The sequence below is a fragment of the Shewanella sp. FDAARGOS_354 genome, assembly GCF_002209245.2.
Lineage (GTDB): Bacteria > Pseudomonadota > Gammaproteobacteria > Enterobacterales > Shewanellaceae > Shewanella > Shewanella xiamenensis.
On record NZ_CP022089.2, the window covers coordinates 3378922 to 3399083 of the forward strand.

Consider the following 20162-nt stretch of genomic DNA (forward strand, 5'->3'; position numbering starts at 1 on the left):
CCTATTCACTCCTAGATGCTTGACTGACAATTAACAGGCATACGCACCAGTTCGGACAATAACTCAGCTTCTGATAAGGCATAATCAAAACTGCAAGTTTGTTCACTCAACTCACCCCAGGTCACTTTTAGATGCCCGTTAGCAGTAGTAGTCCGGATATAAGCCATTCCTGCTTGGCCAACCATACCTAATATTTGGCCATTTTCATCGACCACTTCCGCACCAATAGGAATAACACCACCACTGGTCTTTTGAGTCATAAATAACACGGCATAGCCTTCGCGAGTCTCAAACTTCAACTTCACAATTGCCCCAGCATAAGGCGCAATCTGCTGCTGGGTCTCGAGTAATTCGGATGTACCAAGCATGTTTCCGGAGTCCAACGTCACGCGGTTCATTCTATAGGGGGTCAATGTTGGTATAACGGCATAACCAGCGGAATTAACTTCAGTCCCCCAGCTATTAATCACTTTTACCCCATTTGCACCTTTGGCTTCAACAATAGCGAAGGTATCACTTAAATTTTGGCTTAATGTCAGACCGCCGGCATGAGCAACAACAGCACCACTTATTCCAGCACTCATTTGTTGATAGGAATCTGCTATTGAGTAACTGCCCGAAAGCGTTGCTTGGCTAAATCGCTTCTGTGTATTCACTCCAAGGCTCTTACTTGTACCATCATCACTCTGTAATGAAGCATTTACACCATACGTCCAAGATTGGTCTTCCAATACAGTTCCAGATACGCCCATGTTGTAACTATTCATTCCGCGCGATGAATGGCTGGCTCCCATGTTGACCATGTTTGATTGCCGACTCCCCAAGGGGATAGAAAGAGTCAAACTCAGCAGATCTTCCTTGGTTCGTGAAGCGTTAAAATCTGTTAACTGATTAAGATAGTCATCGTTATAAGCATATTGCACTGGGACTTGACTCGAATATTGACGAGAGAATGTTAGCCCCAAACTCCATTGACCAAGATTGACTGAGTACCCAAGTTGCAGCTGGTCATCATCATCTCGGCCATCTCTATATTGTCGTTTAGAGCCGCTGATATACAGAAAGCCATATTCATCAAGACTTTGGTTAATACTCAAACTCATCTCGCTTCGTTGCTTATAGGTCTCAGATGTAAAAATATCTGATCTTTCAAGCGCTTTTCGTACGCCTAAAACATCATTCAATTCGCGGAACGACTCAGTTGAATAATGATATCCAGCAAGCGCTACAGAGGTCCCCGTCTCAAAAGAACGACTATAGTTAACACCTAAACGCCAACCATTCTCCCAATCATCAAGGCCCGCTTCCTTCGAGAGCCGAGAAGAAGAGTGAACAGCTGTAATACCAACAGCTCCCCACTCAGTCCCTAAAACCGTTCCAAGACTGAGTGCATAATAATCTTCACCAACACGTCCACCCGAATTTAGGGTAAGCATATTGTTAATGCCGTACTCATAATTCAAATCGATAAAGTAATTACCAGATCCTAAATAATCTACATCACCAATAGATAATGTATATTGTGAATGACCTTCCCGAATAGAACCAGGAACTGCACTAAACGGAATAGTAAATTCAGAGATTTTGCCATCGGCCTCTGTCACTTCTACTATCAAATCACCTTCATAACTCGTTGGATATAAGTCATTGATCAAAAATGGCCCCGCTGCAACAGTTGTTTGGTATATTGCTATGTCATTCTGTTTAATAACAACTTTTGCAGTAGAATTAGCTAATCCTCGTACAACAGGTGCATAACCTCTCCGCGAGTCAGGTAGCATTCGATTATCCGTCTGCAACTGAAATCCAGTAAAAGGTAAACTCCCAAAGATATTGCCTCGGGTATATGAATCACCAAGTAATAATTCACTTCCTATATGAGGCAATGCGCGCATAGCATAAGTTCTTATGGAATTAAAATTATCTTTAGAACTGCCATCATAATCATTGTAATTATAGCTAGATTGATTTTTAAGGCGCCATAAACCAATATTTAACCCAGAATTAAACCCAGTATAAAATGCGCGCATATCGCCGCCATTATCCGAGCCATTAGTCTGATAAAGATTGCTATTATAGCTAATATATCCTGCAGTCTCTCCCATATCCCATAATTCAGGATGCACATATCCTCTAGGGGACTTATGCATATAAGCTTGGGGAATTGTTATGTCTAATTTTAATCTTTCAACATCAAATTTAGCTGTTGCACCATTCACAGTAAGCTCAGGTGCTTGACATTGTTGCTCTAATAATTCTTGATTAATATAGGTAGAAATGACTTGTGATATTTTCCAAAAATCAGCATCAAGACATGGATAGATTTCATTTTCATCTTCCATTATAAAATCAACAACTTGCCTACTTATACGTATGTCATTAATATAGATATCAACCTGATATTTCCCAGGTGCAGCCTGTCCTACCGTATTAAAACGGGCGAGGTAGCTATCTCCGTAGCCACCACCAAAAAGCAAGCGATCATCGAAAGTAAACTCCTGAAAATCATCCTCTTTAAGCTCGTCGGCAATCAATAAAGGCGCAACACTAAAATTGCAATAAAACAAGCCTAATAAGGATAATTTTGTAGCCAATATAATGCACTTTCTCATAATAGACATTTCACTTAATTTTATTATTTTATTTCATATTCATACTTTATAAATCCACCAAAATCATTAACGATAGTGAATTTAACCTTCATTGGATGAATAGAAACGAACTGTTGATTATGAACCTTAACAAGCTTATTCCCTTTTGGCTCAACCATATCAACTGGAATTTTAAGCTCTTGATTGCCCGAGATAAGTTTCACGTCCACAAATGAAGCATAAAAAGGCGATTTATTGTTAACATCAATCTCTACACCACCATTTATATTTTTCACGTTAAAGCTAATTTCTTTTCCAATATTTTCAGGATTCGACTTAATCTCAACTGGTCTATAAAAAATCTTGACTCTATTTTTAAGCATAACTAACATCTGGTTTTCACCCGCATTATCTTTAGATATTGGGGGAATTTGTAAAAAGTTAAGATAAAATAAGCTTTCCCGATCTTTAGGAAGATTATCACCACTGTATATTAAGCGGAATAATTGTCCTCGATTAGGCTCTATTCTAAAGATCGCTGGTAACGCTAAAAATGGACCATCTGCATTTTCAGGAGTAGACTCAGAATTATTAATATCTGTCCAAACCTGAACTACGTTTGGAAAACTATCATTATTTCTTAACTGAACACTACGCTCTTTAGCATCACTAGGATAAATCACTCGAGTATTGGTCATCACAACACTTGCACTCGATGGGAAAACGATAATTAGTAATGAAATTAGAACTGATAAGCGCACAGATAAAGGAAGAATTGACATATTATTTCCACAAAGCCGGAGTGCTCACTCAGAGAGCTGAGTGAGCAAGATCAGAATTTAGCTTTAATTACAGGTAAGAAATCGCGTATTGAACAGAGCTAACTACAGTACCTGCAGTTGCCGCACCTTCAGCATAATATTGAACAGCAAAGTCATGTGATGCAGTGCTATCACCAGCGGCTACGTTTAAACCATCAACAGTTGCAACACCAGTCAAATCAACAGCATTACCACCAACAGCATCTAAAATTTGTAGTGATACGTTTGTTGCAGTCCCAGTGTTACCTAAGTTACCAGCTACAGTTACGCTGTTACCAACAAAAACAGTTTTAATTGGAAGAGCTTGAGTAGCATTGATAGTACAACCACTTACTGACAGAGTGAATGGAGTTTCACCAGCAACAGAGCCAGCGACAGCTAAATCAGCAGTAGAAACTGTTGGTAATAATACCGTTGGGTTAGCGGTTGCACCATTGATAGCAACTTCGCAAGTTTGATCAGAAACTTCACCTAAGAAAGTAATAGTATTGTTTGCGTGAGCATTAGCACCAAATAAAGCAGTTAAAAATAGTGCAGAAAGAGTTAATTTTTTCATCAGAAATGCTATCCCATAAAATTGTTAATGATACAATGGGTTTACTTATTAAACCTACGTACACAATAGCAATAATATCTAGCAGTCCCCATAGGACTAACCTTGTACTGCTGTAGGAAATGTCTGATCAACTAATTATCAATATAATATAGGCAGCTTTAAATATTATGACTGCCTATAATTAAAAATAATTTCGATTAGTTATAATTAAATGAAATCATTACTTCATTTCTATCCAATCGATTGAATGCCAGTGAGTTTATTTGGCTAAAATTAGTTGGAATATTTTTGGCAATGCCATCTAGAGAAATGATTTCGGAAAAATTAAAGGATATTGCTTGAGTGTCGAATTGATGTGTAGATTGATTATAACAACTGATGGAAGATAAATCAGAGTAGCAACTAGGCTCTGCCACCTCACCTCGAAATGTAAGAGTACTAGACTCTTTTGCAGCTACTACCGAATTCAACCCCACAATGAGTAGTGCAGCACTACAGAGCTTGCCCCAAAATGTTAGTTTTTTCATAAATCACCTCTTCCGGCGTTAAGGACACATCATAAGTATCGACCAGAATAGAGATGTCTGAAGCTAATTTTTCAAGATTAACAACAAATTATTTATTATAAATAACTGATTAAATATTGAGATTACACACTAAAATTTAATGTAAATATGAAATTTTAACCTTTAATTTAGTACACTCCCTCCATAAAGTTCTGAATTATTTAATTCTATCGTGTGTTTTTTCCACTGAATATAGTAGATATTTGATATATTACTCGGCAATAACCAACGAACTCTATCATCCTCCAAGAAGTATGGAATTTCATTAAAATCAAGAAATTCAACTAACTTTTGTAATGAAAATTGGCAAACAACAACGACCGACCCTAAAAAGTCGCTTAGGGTTATATCTCTCATATCGCAGGGCATACCTTTGCTTAATAGCCAAAATAGGCTCTGCTGATACACCTCAATCGAGGCCCCATTTCTGAAAGCAACTCCCCAACCAGGCTCTGAAGATAGGGCTAATTTGGAAACCATAGTGACCATAATTATCTGACCTACATATTGATGAAAAAACCGCAAAATGGGTATTAAACTTTGCCATGTTAGATTTGAATTCCCTGTTAATTTTTATCCATAACGACTCAATCTAACTCCCTAAGGCATCCTTACCAAATGACAAAACTAAACCCATAATGCGGAGAGCAACACTATCGATATCAAGCTTCGATAATTACTTCTGAATGAGGCTCAAAAGTCAGCATATTTTAAGAAGAATTCAATAGAGAATGCTGTAGGACAATTCCGTTAATAACGACGAAAAAACCTTAGAAAAAGTCAAATATGCTATTCACAAACTAATTTTTGTCATAATTACTGGAATCTAGACAACAAAAAACCTGCCAAGGCAGGTTTTTTCGTTTCTAACATCGAAATAAATTGCAGCCGAATTAGGCTTCCATACAAGCCTTAAGCTTGTTCATGGCGTTTTTCTCTAACTGGCGAATACGCTCAGCTGACACTTGATAGGTTTCTGCCAATTCCTGCAGGGTAGTTTTATCATCGTCTAACCAACGGGCACGCAGAATATGCTGGCTACGCTCATCTAAGGTTTTGATGGCCGACAATAAACGACCTTGAGCATTGGATTCCCAGTTATCGTTTTCGATGTTTTCGGCTAAATCCGATGAATGATCTTCAAGATATTGCACTGGGGCAAAATCCTGCTCATCATCGTTGTCACTGCTCAGATCAAACGCAGGATCCTGCGCCGCCATACGTGATTCCATCTCAGTCACATCGGCCTTAGAGACACCTAAGTTTTCTGCGACCATTGCGACTTCATCATCGCTAAACCAACCGAGGCGAGTTTTCGCTTTACGGATATTAAAGAACAGCTTACGTTGCGCTTTGGTGGTAGCGACTTTAACAATGCGCCAGTTTTTCAGCACATATTCGTGAATTTCAGCTTTAATCCAGTGCACAGCAAAAGACACTAGACGGACGCCTACATCGGGATCGAAACGCTTAACCGCTTTCATCAGACCGATGTTGCCTTCTTGGATCAAATCCGCCTGCGGCAGACCGTAACCTGAGTAGCCCTTAGCAACATGCACCACAAAACGTAAGTGCGACATAATCAGTTGCTTCGCTGCTTGCAGATCACCCGTTTCCTGCAAACGCTTGGCTAACTCATACTCAGTCTCAGCGTCTAACATTGTCATGCTAGTCACTGAATGGATATAAGCTTCTAAACTACTGCTGCCCTGAGGGACTGTTAGTGCCATTGATTGCGTTTGAAAGGTCATTCGCGCTCCTACTTTCTTGCTACTTATCAAATATAAGTCGATTTCATCCTATGGTTTCACTCAAAACACCCTAAGGATGAGCTGACGAACTATCGGCTAATTGACAGAGTATGTCAACCTTCACTCGTCTGGGGTGTTACTTTTAACCCCGTTGAATAGACATTGCAAGTGAACAAAAGTTCATCGCCAGCCATATTTATCAAGATCTTTAAACTATAAACGATTGATCATTAAGAAGGTTCAATCGATCTTAAATGTTGCCTTACCGAAAGGTAAGAACCTAGCCAACCTAAGAAAGAAGCCAAGCCCACTAATTGTAGCAGTTCGGTAAAGGTCAGAGACTTCATCTCTAGCTGACTACCATACAAACCGAGCAATTCGGCTAGGGCAGAATCCAGATACCAAACCAACAAGTTAATGATAAGCCAAGCTAATACACCGCCAATCACTCCGTACCAAATACCGGTATAAAGGAAGGGACGTTGAATAAATGCCTCGGTTGCCCCGACTAACTTCATCACTTCTATCTCACTACGGCGATTCATAATGGCTAAGCGAATCGTGTTACCTATCACTAATACCACCGCCAAGACGAGTAACGCCGCAATCGCCATTACCGTGCGTTCGAGTAAACGCACCACAGCCTGTAGCCGCTCTAACCATTCAATATCTAAGCGACCAAAACTGATTTCAGGCTCGCGCTCAAGCTTAGTCAATAATTCGCGAGCTCCCACTGGCGTGGAATAGCGCTGGGTTGGTGTCACGGTAATTACCGCGGGAAGCGGATTTTTATCAAGATAGGCTAACGCTTCACCAAATCCAGATAGACGCTGAAACTCCTCAAGCGCTTGATTGCGGTCGATATACTGCACCTTTTCCACTTCGGCATAGGCTCGGATGCGGGTCAGCAAGCTTTGGATCGTCTGCTCGCTGCGATTTTCATCGATAAACAGTGAAATCTCCGCCGCGCTGTTCCAAGAGCTAGTAATGGTCTCGGCATTTTTAACTAATACTTGCAGCGCCGCAGGTAAGCTTAAACTCACCCCGAGAACCGCCATGGTCATCAGCGAAGAAACCGGGCTGCGCCACAGCTCCCCCATACTCGCCATGGCTTGCTGCACATGACGAATAAAAAACATCACGATACGCCCCGAGATGGGCAACTTGCTGCGCGTTAGTTTGGCGTTATCACTCATAGCCCATCACCTCGAGCGGTCGCGTGTCCATGGTGTAATTCCTGTGCACCGAGCATACGCCCCTGTTTCAGGGTAAAAGTGCGATACTTCATCCGCGCGATCAGTCCTAAATCGTGGGTAGCGATAAGCACACTAGTACCCGCATCGTTAAAGGTTTCGAATAAGCGCAAGATATCCATCGACAACTTAGGATCCAAGTTGCCCGTTGGCTCGTCGGCCAGCAATAGTGGCGGCTTATTCACAATGGCGCGGGCGATACCGACACGCTGTTGCTCACCACCGGATAACATGATGGGGTTATGACGCTCTTTGCCATATAAGCCCACCATGTCCAGCGCACCAGCGACACGCTTGCGGATCTCACCGTGGGAGAAACCTTCAATCACTAATGGCAAGGCAACGTTGTCGAATACGCTTCTGTCCATCAATAGATGATGGTTTTGGAAAATCATCCCAATATTGCGACGCAAATAGGGCACGTGTTTTGGGCTGATTTTGGCAATATCGTGACCATTAATCGCTACCCGGCCAGTGGTGGCGCGCTCGATCACTGTGATTAATTTCAACAGGGTACTCTTACCCGCGCCCGAATGGCCGGTTAAGAATGCCATTTCACCTTTTTGTAGGTGAAAATTCACTTCCTCCAGCGCCATTTGGCCACCAGGATAAATCTTACTGACCTGCTGAAAATCAATCATAAATTAGCTATCCGCTTTCTCTTGAGTGAACAAGGCATCAATAAATTCTTTAGAATTAAAGGTACGCAAATCATCAATTTGCTCACCCACGCCAATATAACGTAGCGGGATTTTAAACTTGTCGGCAATCGCAAACACCACGCCGCCCTTGGCGGTACCGTCGAGCTTGCTGATGGTCATGCCGGTAACGCCAACAGCTTCTTGGAATAGCTGCGCCTGGCTAATAGCATTTTGGCCAGTACTCGCATCTAAGGTCAGCATCACTTCGTGCGGCGCTTCTGGGTCGAGTTTCTTCATCACTCGCACCACTTTCTTTAACTCTTCCATCAGGTGCGACTTGTTTTGTAAGCGACCCGCTGTATCAGCAATTAATACATCAATTTTTCGGGCTTTAGCAGCTTGCAGCGCATCAAAAAGTACCGAGGCACTGTCGGCGCCGGTATGTTGGGCTATCACAGGGATATTATTGCGTTGGCCCCAAACTTGTAATTGCTCCACCGCTGCTGCGCGGAAGGTATCGCCCGCCGCTAACATCACAGACTTACCTTGGCGCTGGTATTGCTTTGCCAGTTTGCCAATCGTGGTGGTTTTACCCACACCGTTAACACCGACCATAAGAATCACAAAAGGACCATTGGTATTTTCAGGCACTAATGGGATTGCCACAGGATCGAGTGTCTTTTGCATTTCATCACGCAGCAGATCGTAGAGTGCTTCGGCATCCTTTAATTGCTTGCGCGACGCGTGTTCAGTCAGGCTCTGGATAAGGCGTGAAGTGGTTTCGACACCCACGTCGGCGATTAAAAGCTGTTCTTCCAACTCTTCAAACAGTTCATCGTCGATTTTTTTACCACGGAATAAACCGATGAAACCGCTACCAATATTTTCGCTAGTACGCATTAAGCCGCGTTTTAGACGCGCGAAGAAGCTTTCTTTGGCGGGTTTTGCCTGAGGTTCGGGTTGTTGCTCAAGGGGTTGTTCAGCTTGGACCTGTGCAGCGGCAAGTCGCTCTGCTTCTGCTTGGGCTTCAGCGGCCTGTTCTTCGGCAACTCTTTCGGCTTGTGCTTGTTCAGCGGCTAACTGCTCTGCCTGCGCTTGCTCCGCTGCTAAGCGCGCGGTTTCGGCCGCCTGTTGTTCGGCTAAATGTGCAGCTTGTTCTTCGGCAACACGCTGTGCCTCTGCTTGGGCTTTTGCGGCTTGTTCTGCGGCGACTCTTTCCGCTTGGGCATTTTCAGCGGCTAACTGCTCAGCCTGAGCTTGCTTCGCTGCTAAACGCGCGGTTTCGGCCGCCTGTTGTTCGGCTAAATGTGCAGCTTGTTCTTCGGCAACACGCTGTGCCTCTGCTTGGGCTTTTGCGGCTTGTTCTGCGGCGACTCTTTCCGCTTCTGCTTTTTCGGCTGCTAATTTGTCGGCTAGAGCCTGTTCGGCGGCCGCCTTTTCAGCCGCGAGACGGGCTTCTTCAGCTTGCTGCTTTGCTAATGCTTCGGCTTGCTCGGTTTGCGATGGAGTAGAGACTGGGGTTTGCTCGACAACCTCATCTTGTGATTTATCTTTACGAAACCAGGAGAAAAAACCTTTCTTTGCCATGTGTAATTCCAGCGCTCTACTTCAGTGTTGAATTTAAAATAAGACCCTGCCGTTATACCAGATTACCGCGGCAATTACGCCCAAAAAGTCGGCAATTAGTTCTGCTCTATCAGCCTTCTCACCTTTTACTAGGAGTTTGATATAAAATAGTGGCCTTTATTAAGGTGGCATAGTCTACCACTTTCTTTCTTCAGGCAAAATCACGGGGGCACTTTGGCTAATAATCGTGCAAACAACAAGCAAGTGACCAAGAGTCAAACGGCCAACAAGAAAGCCGGTAGTGGCCAAGTCCGGATCATTGCCGGGCAATGGCGTTCGCGCAAACTGCCCATCCATGATTTAGACGGCCTGCGGCCGACCACAGATAGAGTCCGTGAAACCCTGTTTAACTGGCTTGCCAATGATATTGCCCACGCAAGGGTGCTCGACTGCTTCGGAGGCAGCGGCGCCTTGGCGCTTGAGTCCCTCTCACGCTATGCCAGTTACGCCAAGATTATCGAGTTGCAACGTCCTGCTGCCATGCAACTTAAAGCGAATCTCAATACCCTCAAGTGCGACAATGCCGAGGTACTCAACGCCGATACCTTAGTCGTGCTGCAAAATGGCTGCGAGCAAGGGTTTGATGTGGTGTTTATCGATCCGCCTTTCCGCAAAGGCTTAGCAGAAAAAACCATTCAACTGTTGGACAGCCAAGGTTGGCTTAATGATGGTGCGCTCATTTATGTGGAGGTTGAGTCGGAATTAACTCAAATGGCAGTCCCTGCGACTTGGCAACCGCTCAAAGACAAAACCGCAGGACAAGTTAGCTATCGCTTATATCAATACCAAGCCGAAGACTCTCCGACTAACACCGAGGAATAGCATGTCGTTTCTGATCAATATGGGCAAAGCCATTACCCTAATCGCGTGGCTGATGATGGCTTATAACCTTGTTATGCCTTTTGCAGACAATATCGGCATTATTCTCAATATCTTGCTCGGCATTACTTGCTTGATGCATTGCTTCCAAGTCGCCATCTTCCATATGCTGTTTAAAAATCTGCTGACACTGCGCAAACAAGATTATTTGCAAGTGTTTATCTTCGGCGTATTTAGTTTATTGAGCTATCGTCGACAGGTGTTGGCGCAGGCGTAAGCGCACTAAACCTTTGTCGAAAGGCACTCGGTGTTAAACCGGTAATACGGGTAAACACTTTGCGACAGGCGCTCACATCCTCATAGCCAACTTGGTGCGCTATGGTCTCGAAACTCAGAGAACTATTTTCGAGTAAGTCACAGGCCTTTTGGATCCTGAGTTTTTGTAGGTATTCATTAGGCTTATGCCCTGTCGCTTTCACAAAACGTCGCAAAAAAGTTCGCTCGCCCATACAGCACTGCTGCGCCAAAACCGCAACACTCATCGGCTCACCATAGTCGGTTTGTAGGCGATTTTGCAGACCCAAGATCACAGCATCCCCATGATCTCGTTTAGGTAAAAACTGTTGGTAATAACGCTGTTCACGCCCACCAGTATCGATAACAAGGTACTTACCCAGTTGGCGCATGACTTTCACATGGCAAAACTGCGCGACTAACTCTAGCCCCAAGTCGAGCCAGGACATCATGCCAGCAGCCGTGATGATATCGCCCTCGTTAACCATGATTTTTTCGATCTCGAGTTTCACCTGTGGATATTGGGTCTCAAACGCTTCCACTAATCCCCAATGGGTTGTCGCTTTGCGGCCATCGAGTAACCCCGCGGCGGCCAGCACAAATGCTCCCGCACAGGCGGAGCAGAGGATAGCGCCTTGGGCATGTTGCTGCTGTAACCATAATCGCAATGAAGGCGCCGCATTGAAGTAAGACTCAGTTTCTATGCTCGGCGGGATAATCACTAACTGATAGCACTCTTCGAGACTCATCTCTTCTAGGGATAACCGAGTCACTGCAAAACTGCTTGAGCCTAGTGATTTATTTTCGTCAGCTAACATCAGCTTGTTAGCCACCAGCAACATCTCTTCTAAGCCAAATACGGCCGAAGTTAAACAACCGGGTATGGCTAATATCGCCACTTTTAATGGGGATGGCTCGGCAAATTTTGTCAATTTAAGCACCAAAGATGTCATTTCTGCCACTCTTAATGGCAATGAATCTACCGCAAACTCTCCTTCGAAGACATCTTTTGCAAGAGAAACGAACAGGAGAATAATATGTCGAGCTTAAACCAGATCCCAGTGAACAGCGCCTTAGTGATTATTGATGTGCAGAATGACTACTTTCCCCATGGGGCTTACCCACAATGGCAAGTCGATGAAGCATTAGCGCGCACCTTGCACTCAGTGCAGCGTGCTCAGCAACAGGCGATACCGATTATTCTCGTGCAGCATATCGCCGATACTGCTCAGGGTGACGCCCCCTTTTTTAACCCACACACTCAAGGAGTTGAAATCCATCCAGCGCTTTTAGCTGAGCTACCCAATGCCCCAATTGTGGTAAAACAATTTGCCGACAGTTTCGATGGCACAGAGCTAGCCAACTTACTCCAAGATATGCAAATCAAGCATTTACTCTTATGCGGTATCATGACTCAAAACTGCGTGACCCATACAGCGCTATCACCCGCGGCACAAGCCTATTCAGTGCAAGTGATTGCCGATGCCTGCACAGCTCCCACGCAAATGGTGCATCAAATTTCGCTAAGCGCCTTGTCCCGCAGAGTGGCATTAATCAATAGCCAAGACTTATAAGACGAGAAAGCAAAAAGCCCTCGAAAGAGGGCTTTTTATTTTAATATCAAGCTATTGAAGCGCTAAACCTTATCCTTTTGGATAGGGGTGAGCAACACCTTTGTGGCAGTCCACGCAGGTCTTTCTTGCTTCAGGATCTTTCTTGAAGTTGTTGGTGTGCATTCTCACAGCCATTGGCTTCATTGTTTCAGGTTGATTTTCATAAATGCGAGTATGGCAATGTTGACAGTTAGCAGAGTCATTACCACGGAAGTAAGCTAAAGCTTTGTCAGCTTGCTCTTTGCGGTTTTCGTCTAACCAAGCTTGAGTGTTAAAGCCATCGATAGTTAAGAAACCGTATAAGTCCTTAGATACGATGATTTTCTTGATCAAGTAATCCACTGGAGCATGTGGTAAGTGGCAGTCTTGACATTGTACGGTCACACCAGCACGGCCACCGCCATGGGCAGAAGCTAACACTTCATTTTTCAATGAGTGGTTGCTATGGCAGCTCATACAGAATGCGTCTTCACTCGTCGCATGTAAGGTTTGTTGGGTTGCAAAGTAGCCCACAACACCAATAACGATACCAACAACCAGTAGCGCTAGGATGGAATATTTCGCGCTGGGTTTAAATAGTGCACGCCAGTTCATCACTCTATCTCCGAAAATATGGTCAAAATTAGTTTTTATAAGACTATTTTATATTTTTTCATTTATTAGAAATTTGATTTCAAGCCTAAAATGCCGATTAATGTAAACTTAAAAGCGCAAAATGAGACTTAGCTCTAACTCTGAATAATACGACTCGCTAAAACCAGCTTAGCAGAGCATTAGGGTACTTCAACTCTCACTAATACATTCATCATTATGCTAAGCGACAAATGATTAAGTACTACCTTAAGAAGCTAAGGCAATGAAATCATTTTTAGAATACAAAAATGTGATCAAGACGACATTTAACCTTTGCTATAAAAGCCTGACGCCTAAAACTAAACTCAAAATGAAACTTTTTATGCAATTTGTTGGTCTTTAAGAGTAGGTACATTGGCAACGGTTTTTTTATGGCTAAGTTTTGGATTACCATAGCACTGTTATTTTCACTTATCGCTCAGTCGGCGATGGTGAATGCTATGCCAACTTCAGCGATGAATGACTTTCACGATATATCCAGCATGCAAATGGTTGATGGCAAAATAAATTGCACTATGCCCGATTGCCCCCCAGACGAATGCATGTTGCATTGCCAAGACTCTCTTACCAACCATTGCAAAACTCATTGCGTTGCACAGCTTTACCTCTCAACATCACAACCACAACTCGCGTTGATGAGTCATGCTAGTAATCGTATTACGAACAAAAGCTGGGCGATTCAAACCGCCGACCTTGGGTTGACCACACCACCACCCAACTCCGATTTGCTGTAACCGATCTTAATCATTAAATCGATTCAATCGCTCGCGAAGCTGCCACCACGATTTGGCGCTCACGCGATCACGCAAATTTTGGAGTTTATTATGAAAACGACCTTATTTAGTAAAATTTTCGTTGGCGTTACATTCATCATCAGTACTATTGCTATCAGCATGACGGCGAGTGCTGCGACCTTGAAAGGCACTGATACACTCAATGTGGTCAGCATTAATGGCCAAGCAACTAAATCCTTTAAACCAGTACAACTACCTGAAGGTAAAGTGCTAATTGAAGTAAAATATCAAGATCTATTCAGTTATCGCGCCGATGACAGTGGCACTTGGGTGAAGTCTGAGCCTCTATTCTTTACCCTAGATGTTGCACCACAGTCGAATTACCAGATCAGCACTCCAACATTAACTAGCGAGGCTGATGCCAAACGTTTTATCAATAACCCTCATATACAGCTCAGTGTAGATGGTGCCACACCACTGCCACTCGTCTTGCAAAATCACAGTCAGTTAATGGCAGAGATCTTACAAAATCAGGTCGCTAGATAATCCAACCTTAGGAGCGATGAGCTGAGGCATTAACTAAAATGTGAGTTAACGCATTGCAGCATAATGCCTCTGTGCTAGAATCCAAGCGTTCATTATCTGGAATTATTATGCATCAAACACTTAGTCGTTATTTATTAGTCATATTCACTTTACTCGCATTGGTCGGGCAAGGTGTTGTGTCTAATGGACACGCTATGGTGATGCGCTCAATGGAAATGGGCGCTATGGTTCATAGCCTTTCCAACCAAGGAATGGATCACGCGGCAATGATGCAAATGAACACCGAGCACCACGCTGACGCCAGTGCAATGGCCAATACAAATTGCTGTAACGATCAAATGCTTCCCGGCGCAAAACAGCATTGTTGTAATGGCACCACGTCCTGTCTTAACGATTGTGGACATTGCTTGACGATCTCAGTTGCTGGTACGCTTTTCAGTCCACATCTTTGGCCAAGTGTGAGTCTGAGTGATACCCCTATGGCCACTCCTATGCCTCATTTCCACTCTATCTCTTTATCGTCGGCCTTCAAGCCACCGATAGCCTAGTCCTAGCCTCATTGTGCCCTTTTTTCAGGGCAAACCAAGCTAACTATTTATTTTGCCGTTTATTGTGGTGCCCTCTTCTCAAGCACCCAGAGTAAAGCTAAAACGTTGACTGTGCACGATGCTACCCATGGCATTAGTTTTGAGTATGCACTCAAGAAATAAGCTCAATCACGTTTTATGCACTCATATTCGGCCCTAAAACCCGATGGAGTGAATAATATGAAAACCTTAACTAATCTTGCCTTAGTTGCATTTTTAATGACCAGCACCAGTGTGTTTGCTACAGCAACACCCCATGAGCATCACCACAACAATGCCGCGCCACAGGAACAAGCTGTAGCCTATGTTTGCCCAATGCATCCCGAAGTTACAGGCAACAAAGGCGATACTTGCCCTAAATGTGGCATGAATTTAGAGCCTAAAGCGACGACAGAAAAAATGGCTGACGGTGCAATGCACAAAGATCACGCGCACCACTAAGCTAGGCTGGAGATGAGGCATATGAACCAATTTTACAAAGTAAAAAAACCGTGTACTAAGGCTGTGTTGATACTCAGTAGCCTTCTGCTGGGCACTCCTTGGTTAACCCAGGCTCAGCTTGTTGATCCTGCGGCTCAATCAGAGGCGGGGCATCAGCATAACAGCAATAGCGCCAATCAAGTCAAAACATATACTTGCCCTATGCACCCTGAAGTAGAAAGCCATGAACCCGGCCGCTGCCCTAAGTGCAATATGTTCCTCGTTGAGAAGGAAGAAACAAGCAATACTGCACAACATGACGAACATCAAGCACATACACAAAACGCCAACGCGGCTCAAGTGTTTGATACTCCAACGCCTAAAGCCAATAACTTAGTCAAAAATCAAAATTCTGGCGCAACGATTAAGTATGTGTGCCCAATGCATGCCCACATCATTAGTGATTTTCCAGGTACTTGCCCTATTTGTGGGATGAATTTAGAGAAGGTCGAAACAGGCGGTAATACGCAGGAAATTAACATTAATGTCTCTGGCGGTATGCAACAAGCACTTGCCCTTAAAGTCGCCAACGTTGAGCGCGATACCCTATGGAAGTTTGTCGAAACCGTGGGTCAAATAGACTATGACGAGAGCCAGATCAGCCATATTCATGCCCGCGTTACTGGCTGGGTTGAAAAGCTAATGGTTAAATCCATGGGGGATACCGTCAAAAAGGGGCAGCTACTTTATGAGATCTACTCACCCGATTTAGTCAATGCTCAGGATGATTATCTGCTCGCCTTAGATACAGCGAAAACCTCCGGTAGCCAAAGATACCAAGATCTGGTTCGCAGGGCAGGCTTAAGGCTGTCGTTCTTAGGGTTTAACGAACAACAAATCAAACAATTAGCCAGCTCACGCCAAACCCAATATCGAGTACCGTTTTACGCACAACAGGAAGGTGTTGTCGAAACACTCTCCATCCGTGACGGTATGTATATTGAGCCTTCTACTGAAGTCATGTCATTGGTCGATCTTTCTAAGGTATGGGTCATCGCCGATGTGTTTGAAAATGAACAAAGCTGGATTAAGGTTGGGCAAAAAGCCGAAGTCTCTGTGCCCGCGATGAATATCAACGGTATAGAAGGCACGGTTGACTATATCTATCCCGAGCTAGACCCTGTTACCCGTAGTTTGAGAGTGCGCGTGGTACTGAATAATACCGATGTCTCTTTAAGACCCAAGACACTCGCTAAGGTTTCGCTCTTTGGCGGCCCAAATAAGGATGTACTCGTGATCCCACAGGAAGCGCTCATCCAAACGGGTAAAGAAAACCGCGTAATAGTCAAACAAGCCGATGACAGCTTTATCGCAAAAGCCGTGAGAGTAGGCATGATGAGCCAAGGCAAGGCAGAGATAGTCTCGGGCCTAAGCGAAGGTGAACGTGTCGTCACCTCAGGGCAATTCCTGCTCGACTCCGAGGCCAGCCTCAAGGGCAGCCTAATGCGTTTAAGCAGCGGTCATCAGCACTAGGAGCGCATTATGTTGAAATATATTATCGAGTCCTCGATCAGACAAAGACTTATGGTGTTAATTATCGCCATCATGGTTACTGTCTGGGGCGTGCAGGAGTTGCGTAAAACGCCGCTCGATGCCCTGCCGGATTTATCCGACGTGCAGGTGATCATTAAGACCCCTTATCCAGGGCAAGCACCAAAACTGGTTGAAGAACAAGTGACTTACCCATTATCGACTGCCATGTTAGCCGTACCCGGTGCAAAAACCGTGCGGGGTTTCTCGATGTTTGGTGACTCTTATGTGTATGTGATCTTCGAAGATGGCACCGATATCTATTGGGCACGTTCGCGGGTGTTGGAGTATTTAAGCCAGATCAGCAGTCGCTTACCTCAAGGGGTACAACCCTCACTCGGCCCTGATGCCTCAGGTGTGGGCTGGGTGTTTGAGTACGCGCTGGTCGATCGCTCCGGCAACTTAGACCTCTCGCAACTTAAAAGCCTACAGGATTGGTATCTCAAACTCGAGTTGCAAAGTGTTGCCGGTGTCTCCGAAGTCGCAACCGTCGGCGGTATGGAGCAGACCTATCAGATCGTGCTCGAGCCAGACAATATGGCGATCTATAAACTCGATATAGCTACCGTCAAAGAGGCGATAGAAAGAGCCAATAGCGAAGCTGGTGGTTCAGTGGTCGAAATGGCCGAAGCCGAATATATGGTGCGCGCCAAGGGTTATCGTCAAACATTAGCTGATTTTCGTGAAATCCCATTAGGGATTACTAGCCCTTCCGGAACAGCTTTACTACTCAAAGATGTCGCTACCGTGCGCAAAGGCCCCGCTGCTCGCCGCGGTATTGCCGAGCTTGATGGCGAAGGCGAAGTCGTGGGCGGCATTGTGGTGATGCGGTACGGTGAAAACGCACTTTCCACTATCGATGCGGTTAAAGCTAAACTGGAAGAGTTAAAAACAGGTCTGCCTGAAGGGGTGGAAATCATTCCAACCTATGACCGCTCTCAATTAATTCAAAAGTCTGTCGACAACCTATTCAGCAAAGTCATTGAAGAAATGTTGGTAGTGGGCTTGGTTTGCCTATTATTTTTACTGCATGCACGCTCAACATTGGTCGCGGTGATTACTTTACCGCTGTCGATTCTTATTGCCTTTATTGTGATGAATAAAATGGGGGTGAATGCCAATATTATGAGTCTTGGTGGCATCGCTATTGCCATCGGTGCCGTAGTAGATGGTGCGATCGTCATGATCGAAAACCTGCACAAACATTTAGAGCACTTTAAAACCGAACATCAACGCGAACCGTCGGTTAAAGAACACTGGGAAATTGTTAGCGCAGCTTCTATCGAAGTGGGTCCTGCACTGTTTTTCTCACTGATTATTATCACCTTAAGTTTTGTACCCGTATTTGCGCTAGAAGCGCAGGAAGGACGCTTATTTGCGCCACTGGCTTACACTAAAACCTTTGCCATGGCGGCAGCGGCATTATTATCCATTACGCTAGTGCCAATTCTGATGGGTTACTTTATTCGTGGAAAAATTCCTAGCGAGCGCAGTAATCCCATCAGCCGAGTGCTAATTGCTCTGTATCAACCGTCGTTGAAACTGGTGCTGAAGTTTCCAAAAGTAACCCTACTAATTGCTTTAATGGCACTGGCCAGTGCTTGGTATCCCATGACACGTATGGGCAGCGAGTTTATGCCTGCGCTCGAAGAAGGCGATTTACTCTATATGCCAACGGCATTGCCAGGCATTAGCGCCAGCAAAGCCGCCGAAGTGCTACAACAGACGGATCGTTTGATTAAAACCGTCCCTGAAGTCGCTCGCGTATTTGGTAAGGTGGGGCGGGCCGAAACGGCGACAGATCCTGCGCCACTCACCATGCTCGAAACCACAATCATGCTAAAACCCCACAACGAATGGCGTGAAGGCATGACCTTAGATGGCATCATTAATCAGTTACAGCAGACGGTAAAAGTGCCTGGCCTCACAAACGCTTGGGTACAACCGATTAAGACACGTATCGATATGCTATCAACGGGCATTAAAACCCCCGTGGGCATTAAAATTACCGGTGCAGATGTCAATGAGCTGCAAGCCCTAGGCACCAAAATTGAGGCTATCTTAAGCAAGGTCCCACACACTAAATCGGCCTATGCAGAACGGAGTGGTGGTGGACGCTACATCGACATTACGCCAAAACTGGATGTTGCCGCTCGTTATGGTATGTCATTACAAGATATTCAGGATGTAGTGCGTTACGCCATCGGTGGTATGGATATTGGCGAGTCCGTACAAGGTGCTGAGCGTTACCCTATTAACCTGCGCTATCCAAGAGAGCTGCGTGACAATATCGAGAAACTGCGTGAATTACCTGTGATCACTAAATCGGGAAATTACTTACCACTTCGCAATTTAGCCGATATCGAAATCACCGATGGTGCACCAATGCTCACCAGCGAAAACGGGCGCTTAATCTCTTGGGTATTTATCGATATTGAGGGCACTTCTATTGGGGAATACATTAACACCGCGAAGCAAGCTTTAAATGCCGAACTCAAAATGCCGCCCCGTTATAGCTACAGCTTTGCGGGCCAGTACGAGTATATGCAGCGGGTCGACGCCAAACTAAAGCAAGTCATCCCAATGGCATTAGGGGTCATCTTTATCCTACTGATGATGACCTTTGGCTCTACCATGCAAGCGAGCATGATCATGCTGAGTCTACCCTTTGCCTTAGTCGGCAGCACTTGGCTATTGTATCTACTGGATTACAACATCTCTGTTGCCGTCGCTGTTGGTATGATTGCCCTTGCTGGGGTAGCAGCAGAATTTGGGGTGATTATGTTGGTCTATTTAAATAACGCCATCAAACATCGACTGGAGAAAAACCTTTACCACAGCGTTGAAGACTTAAAAGAAGCCTTGATAGAAGGTGCGGTCATGCGGATACGTCCTAAAGCGATGACAGTTGCCACCATCTTCTTCGGCCTACTCCCCATTATGTGGGGCGCAGGTTCGGGTAACGATGTGATGCAAAAAATCGCCGCCCCTATGGTCGGTGGAATGGTGACAGCACCAATACTGTCGTTGTTTGTACTGCCGGCACTGTATCTTCTCATTTACTCGCGTAAATTAAAGCAAGACGCAGTTCACTGATAGTACAGGCATAAAAAATCCCCCA

Annotated in this window: 20 protein-coding genes; 9 read left to right on the top strand and 11 right to left on the bottom strand. The window is 44.7% G+C overall.

All coding sequences use genetic code 11. The annotated features are described in order from the left end of the window. Positions 1 to 11 precede the first annotated feature (11 nt). From CEQ32_RS15115 to ftsY, 9 genes are all read right to left on the bottom strand, one after another. On the bottom strand, positions 12 to 2594 hold the full coding sequence (locus CEQ32_RS15115) for a fimbria/pilus outer membrane usher protein (RefSeq protein ID WP_226871832.1): 2583 nt from the start codon (positions 2592 to 2594) through the stop codon (positions 12 to 14). A 41-nt stretch (positions 2595 to 2635) separates the two neighbouring features. Then, complete coding sequence (locus CEQ32_RS15120) at positions 2636 to 3373, bottom strand: molecular chaperone (RefSeq protein WP_088586333.1); 738 nt, start codon at positions 3371 to 3373, stop codon at positions 2636 to 2638. Positions 3374 to 3440: 67 nt separating this feature from the next. After that, positions 3441 to 3968 (bottom strand): fimbrial protein, encoded by a 528-nt coding sequence (locus CEQ32_RS15125; protein ID WP_088586334.1) that lies wholly within the window; start codon positions 3966 to 3968, stop codon positions 3441 to 3443. Positions 3969 to 4165: 197 nt separating this feature from the next. Continuing rightward, the gene (locus CEQ32_RS22875) at positions 4166 to 4495 is read right to left on the bottom strand and encodes a hypothetical protein (RefSeq protein WP_146128723.1); all 330 of its coding nucleotides are present in this window, start codon (positions 4493 to 4495) and stop codon (positions 4166 to 4168) included. A 162-nt stretch (positions 4496 to 4657) separates the two neighbouring features. Then, positions 4658 to 5014, bottom strand: a complete 357-nt coding sequence (locus tag CEQ32_RS15130) for a hypothetical protein (protein ID WP_226871833.1) — start codon at positions 5012 to 5014, stop codon at positions 4658 to 4660. A 413-nt stretch (positions 5015 to 5427) separates the two neighbouring features. Beyond that, a complete protein-coding gene (gene rpoH, locus CEQ32_RS15135) occupies positions 5428 to 6285 on the bottom strand; it encodes an RNA polymerase sigma factor RpoH (protein ID WP_047537943.1) in 858 nt (285 codons plus the stop codon). A 230-nt stretch (positions 6286 to 6515) separates the two neighbouring features. After that, positions 6516 to 7481, bottom strand: coding sequence for a permease-like cell division protein FtsX (gene ftsX, locus CEQ32_RS15140; protein ID WP_088586336.1), 966 nt, complete (start codon positions 7479 to 7481; stop codon positions 6516 to 6518). Then, entirely contained in the window at positions 7478 to 8179 is a 702-nt protein-coding gene (gene ftsE / locus CEQ32_RS15145; RefSeq protein WP_011718689.1) for a cell division ATP-binding protein FtsE, read from the bottom strand. The genes ftsX and ftsE overlap by 4 nt, the downstream gene beginning before the upstream one ends. Positions 8180 to 8182: 3 nt before the next feature. Continuing rightward, positions 8183 to 9766, bottom strand: a complete 1584-nt coding sequence (gene ftsY, locus CEQ32_RS15150) for a signal recognition particle-docking protein FtsY (protein ID WP_088586337.1) — start codon at positions 9764 to 9766, stop codon at positions 8183 to 8185. A 213-nt stretch (positions 9767 to 9979) separates the two neighbouring features. On the opposite strand from ftsY, the gene rsmD reads away from it, so the two are divergent. After that, a complete protein-coding gene (rsmD, locus tag CEQ32_RS15155; protein ID WP_088586338.1) occupies positions 9980 to 10627 on the top strand; it encodes a 16S rRNA (guanine(966)-N(2))-methyltransferase RsmD in 648 nt (215 codons plus the stop codon). A 1-nt stretch (position 10628) separates the two neighbouring features. Next, positions 10629 to 10901, top strand: a complete 273-nt coding sequence (locus CEQ32_RS15160) for a DUF1145 domain-containing protein (protein ID WP_088586339.1) — start codon at positions 10629 to 10631, stop codon at positions 10899 to 10901. Here CEQ32_RS15160 and CEQ32_RS15165 read toward each other — a convergent pair. Beyond that, positions 10858 to 11859 carry a GlxA family transcriptional regulator gene (locus CEQ32_RS15165; protein WP_226871925.1) on the bottom strand — a complete coding sequence of 334 codons (1002 nt, stop codon included), beginning with the start codon at positions 11857 to 11859 and terminating at the stop codon, positions 10858 to 10860. The two genes, CEQ32_RS15160 and CEQ32_RS15165, sit on opposite strands and share 44 nt — an antisense overlap. A 96-nt stretch (positions 11860 to 11955) precedes the next feature. On the opposite strand from CEQ32_RS15165, the gene CEQ32_RS15170 reads away from it, so the two are divergent. Beyond that, positions 11956 to 12492, top strand: a complete 537-nt coding sequence (locus CEQ32_RS15170) for a cysteine hydrolase family protein (protein WP_088586340.1) — start codon at positions 11956 to 11958, stop codon at positions 12490 to 12492. 69 nt (positions 12493 to 12561) lie between these two features. Here the strand turns inward: CEQ32_RS15170 and cymA are convergent, their stop codons facing one another. Next, the gene (gene cymA, locus CEQ32_RS15175; RefSeq protein ID WP_037423641.1) at positions 12562 to 13125 is read right to left on the bottom strand and encodes a NapC/NirT family cytochrome c CymA; all 564 of its coding nucleotides are present in this window, start codon (positions 13123 to 13125) and stop codon (positions 12562 to 12564) included. Positions 13126 to 13535: 410 nt separating this feature from the next. On the opposite strand from cymA, the gene CEQ32_RS15180 reads away from it, so the two are divergent. The 6 genes from CEQ32_RS15180 (at position 13536) to CEQ32_RS15205 (ending at position 20137) form a co-directional block, all read left to right on the top strand. Continuing rightward, positions 13536 to 13898 carry a hypothetical protein gene (locus CEQ32_RS15180; protein ID WP_047537921.1) on the top strand — a complete coding sequence of 121 codons (363 nt, stop codon included), beginning with the start codon at positions 13536 to 13538 and terminating at the stop codon, positions 13896 to 13898. Positions 13899 to 13988: 90 nt separating this feature from the next. Next, positions 13989 to 14444, top strand: a complete 456-nt coding sequence (locus tag CEQ32_RS15185) for a DUF2057 family protein (RefSeq protein WP_088586341.1) — start codon at positions 13989 to 13991, stop codon at positions 14442 to 14444. A gap of 107 nt (positions 14445 to 14551) precedes the next feature. Next, a complete protein-coding gene (locus CEQ32_RS15190; RefSeq protein WP_047537915.1) occupies positions 14552 to 14992 on the top strand; it encodes a hypothetical protein in 441 nt (146 codons plus the stop codon). A gap of 219 nt (positions 14993 to 15211) precedes the next feature. Continuing rightward, entirely contained in the window at positions 15212 to 15472 is a 261-nt protein-coding gene (locus tag CEQ32_RS15195) for a heavy metal-binding domain-containing protein (protein WP_047537912.1), read from the top strand. A 21-nt stretch (positions 15473 to 15493) separates the two neighbouring features. After that, positions 15494 to 16984 (top strand): efflux RND transporter periplasmic adaptor subunit, encoded by a 1491-nt coding sequence (locus CEQ32_RS15200; protein WP_088586342.1) that lies wholly within the window; start codon positions 15494 to 15496, stop codon positions 16982 to 16984. 9 nt (positions 16985 to 16993) lie between these two features. Continuing rightward, positions 16994 to 20137, top strand: coding sequence for an efflux RND transporter permease subunit (locus CEQ32_RS15205; RefSeq protein WP_088586343.1), 3144 nt, complete (start codon positions 16994 to 16996; stop codon positions 20135 to 20137). Positions 20138 to 20162: the final 25 nt, after the last annotated feature.

Bases quoted from the DNA above. Each gene is read 5' to 3' on its own strand.
- CEQ32_RS15120 (WP_088586333.1), bottom strand. From the start codon at position 3,373: ATGTCAATTCTTCCTTTATCTGTGCGCTTATCAGTTCTAATTTCATTA.
- CEQ32_RS15125 (WP_088586334.1), bottom strand. From the start codon at position 3,968: ATGAAAAAATTAACTCTTTCTGCACTATTTTTAACTGCTTTATTTGGT.
- CEQ32_RS22875 (WP_146128723.1), bottom strand. From the start codon at position 4,495: ATGAAAAAACTAACATTTTGGGGCAAGCTCTGTAGTGCTGCACTACTC.
- CEQ32_RS15130 (WP_226871833.1), bottom strand. From the start codon at position 5,014: ATGGTTTCCAAATTAGCCCTATCTTCAGAGCCTGGTTGGGGAGTTGCT.
- rpoH (WP_047537943.1), bottom strand. From the start codon at position 6,285: ATGACCTTTCAAACGCAATCAATGGCACTAACAGTCCCTCAGGGCAGC.
- ftsX (WP_088586336.1), bottom strand. From the start codon at position 7,481: ATGAGTGATAACGCCAAACTAACGCGCAGCAAGTTGCCCATCTCGGGG.
- ftsE (WP_011718689.1), bottom strand. From the start codon at position 8,179: ATGATTGATTTTCAGCAGGTCAGTAAGATTTATCCTGGTGGCCAAATG.
- ftsY (WP_088586337.1), bottom strand. From the start codon at position 9,766: ATGGCAAAGAAAGGTTTTTTCTCCTGGTTTCGTAAAGATAAATCACAA.
- CEQ32_RS15160 (WP_088586339.1), top strand. From the start codon at position 10,629: ATGTCGTTTCTGATCAATATGGGCAAAGCCATTACCCTAATCGCGTGG.
- CEQ32_RS15170 (WP_088586340.1), top strand. From the start codon at position 11,956: ATGTCGAGCTTAAACCAGATCCCAGTGAACAGCGCCTTAGTGATTATT.
- cymA (WP_037423641.1), bottom strand. From the start codon at position 13,125: ATGAACTGGCGTGCACTATTTAAACCCAGCGCGAAATATTCCATCCTA.
- CEQ32_RS15180 (WP_047537921.1), top strand. From the start codon at position 13,536: ATGGCTAAGTTTTGGATTACCATAGCACTGTTATTTTCACTTATCGCT.
- CEQ32_RS15185 (WP_088586341.1), top strand. From the start codon at position 13,989: ATGAAAACGACCTTATTTAGTAAAATTTTCGTTGGCGTTACATTCATC.
- CEQ32_RS15190 (WP_047537915.1), top strand. From the start codon at position 14,552: ATGCATCAAACACTTAGTCGTTATTTATTAGTCATATTCACTTTACTC.
- CEQ32_RS15195 (WP_047537912.1), top strand. From the start codon at position 15,212: ATGAAAACCTTAACTAATCTTGCCTTAGTTGCATTTTTAATGACCAGC.
- CEQ32_RS15200 (WP_088586342.1), top strand. From the start codon at position 15,494: ATGAACCAATTTTACAAAGTAAAAAAACCGTGTACTAAGGCTGTGTTG.
- CEQ32_RS15205 (WP_088586343.1), top strand. From the start codon at position 16,994: ATGTTGAAATATATTATCGAGTCCTCGATCAGACAAAGACTTATGGTG.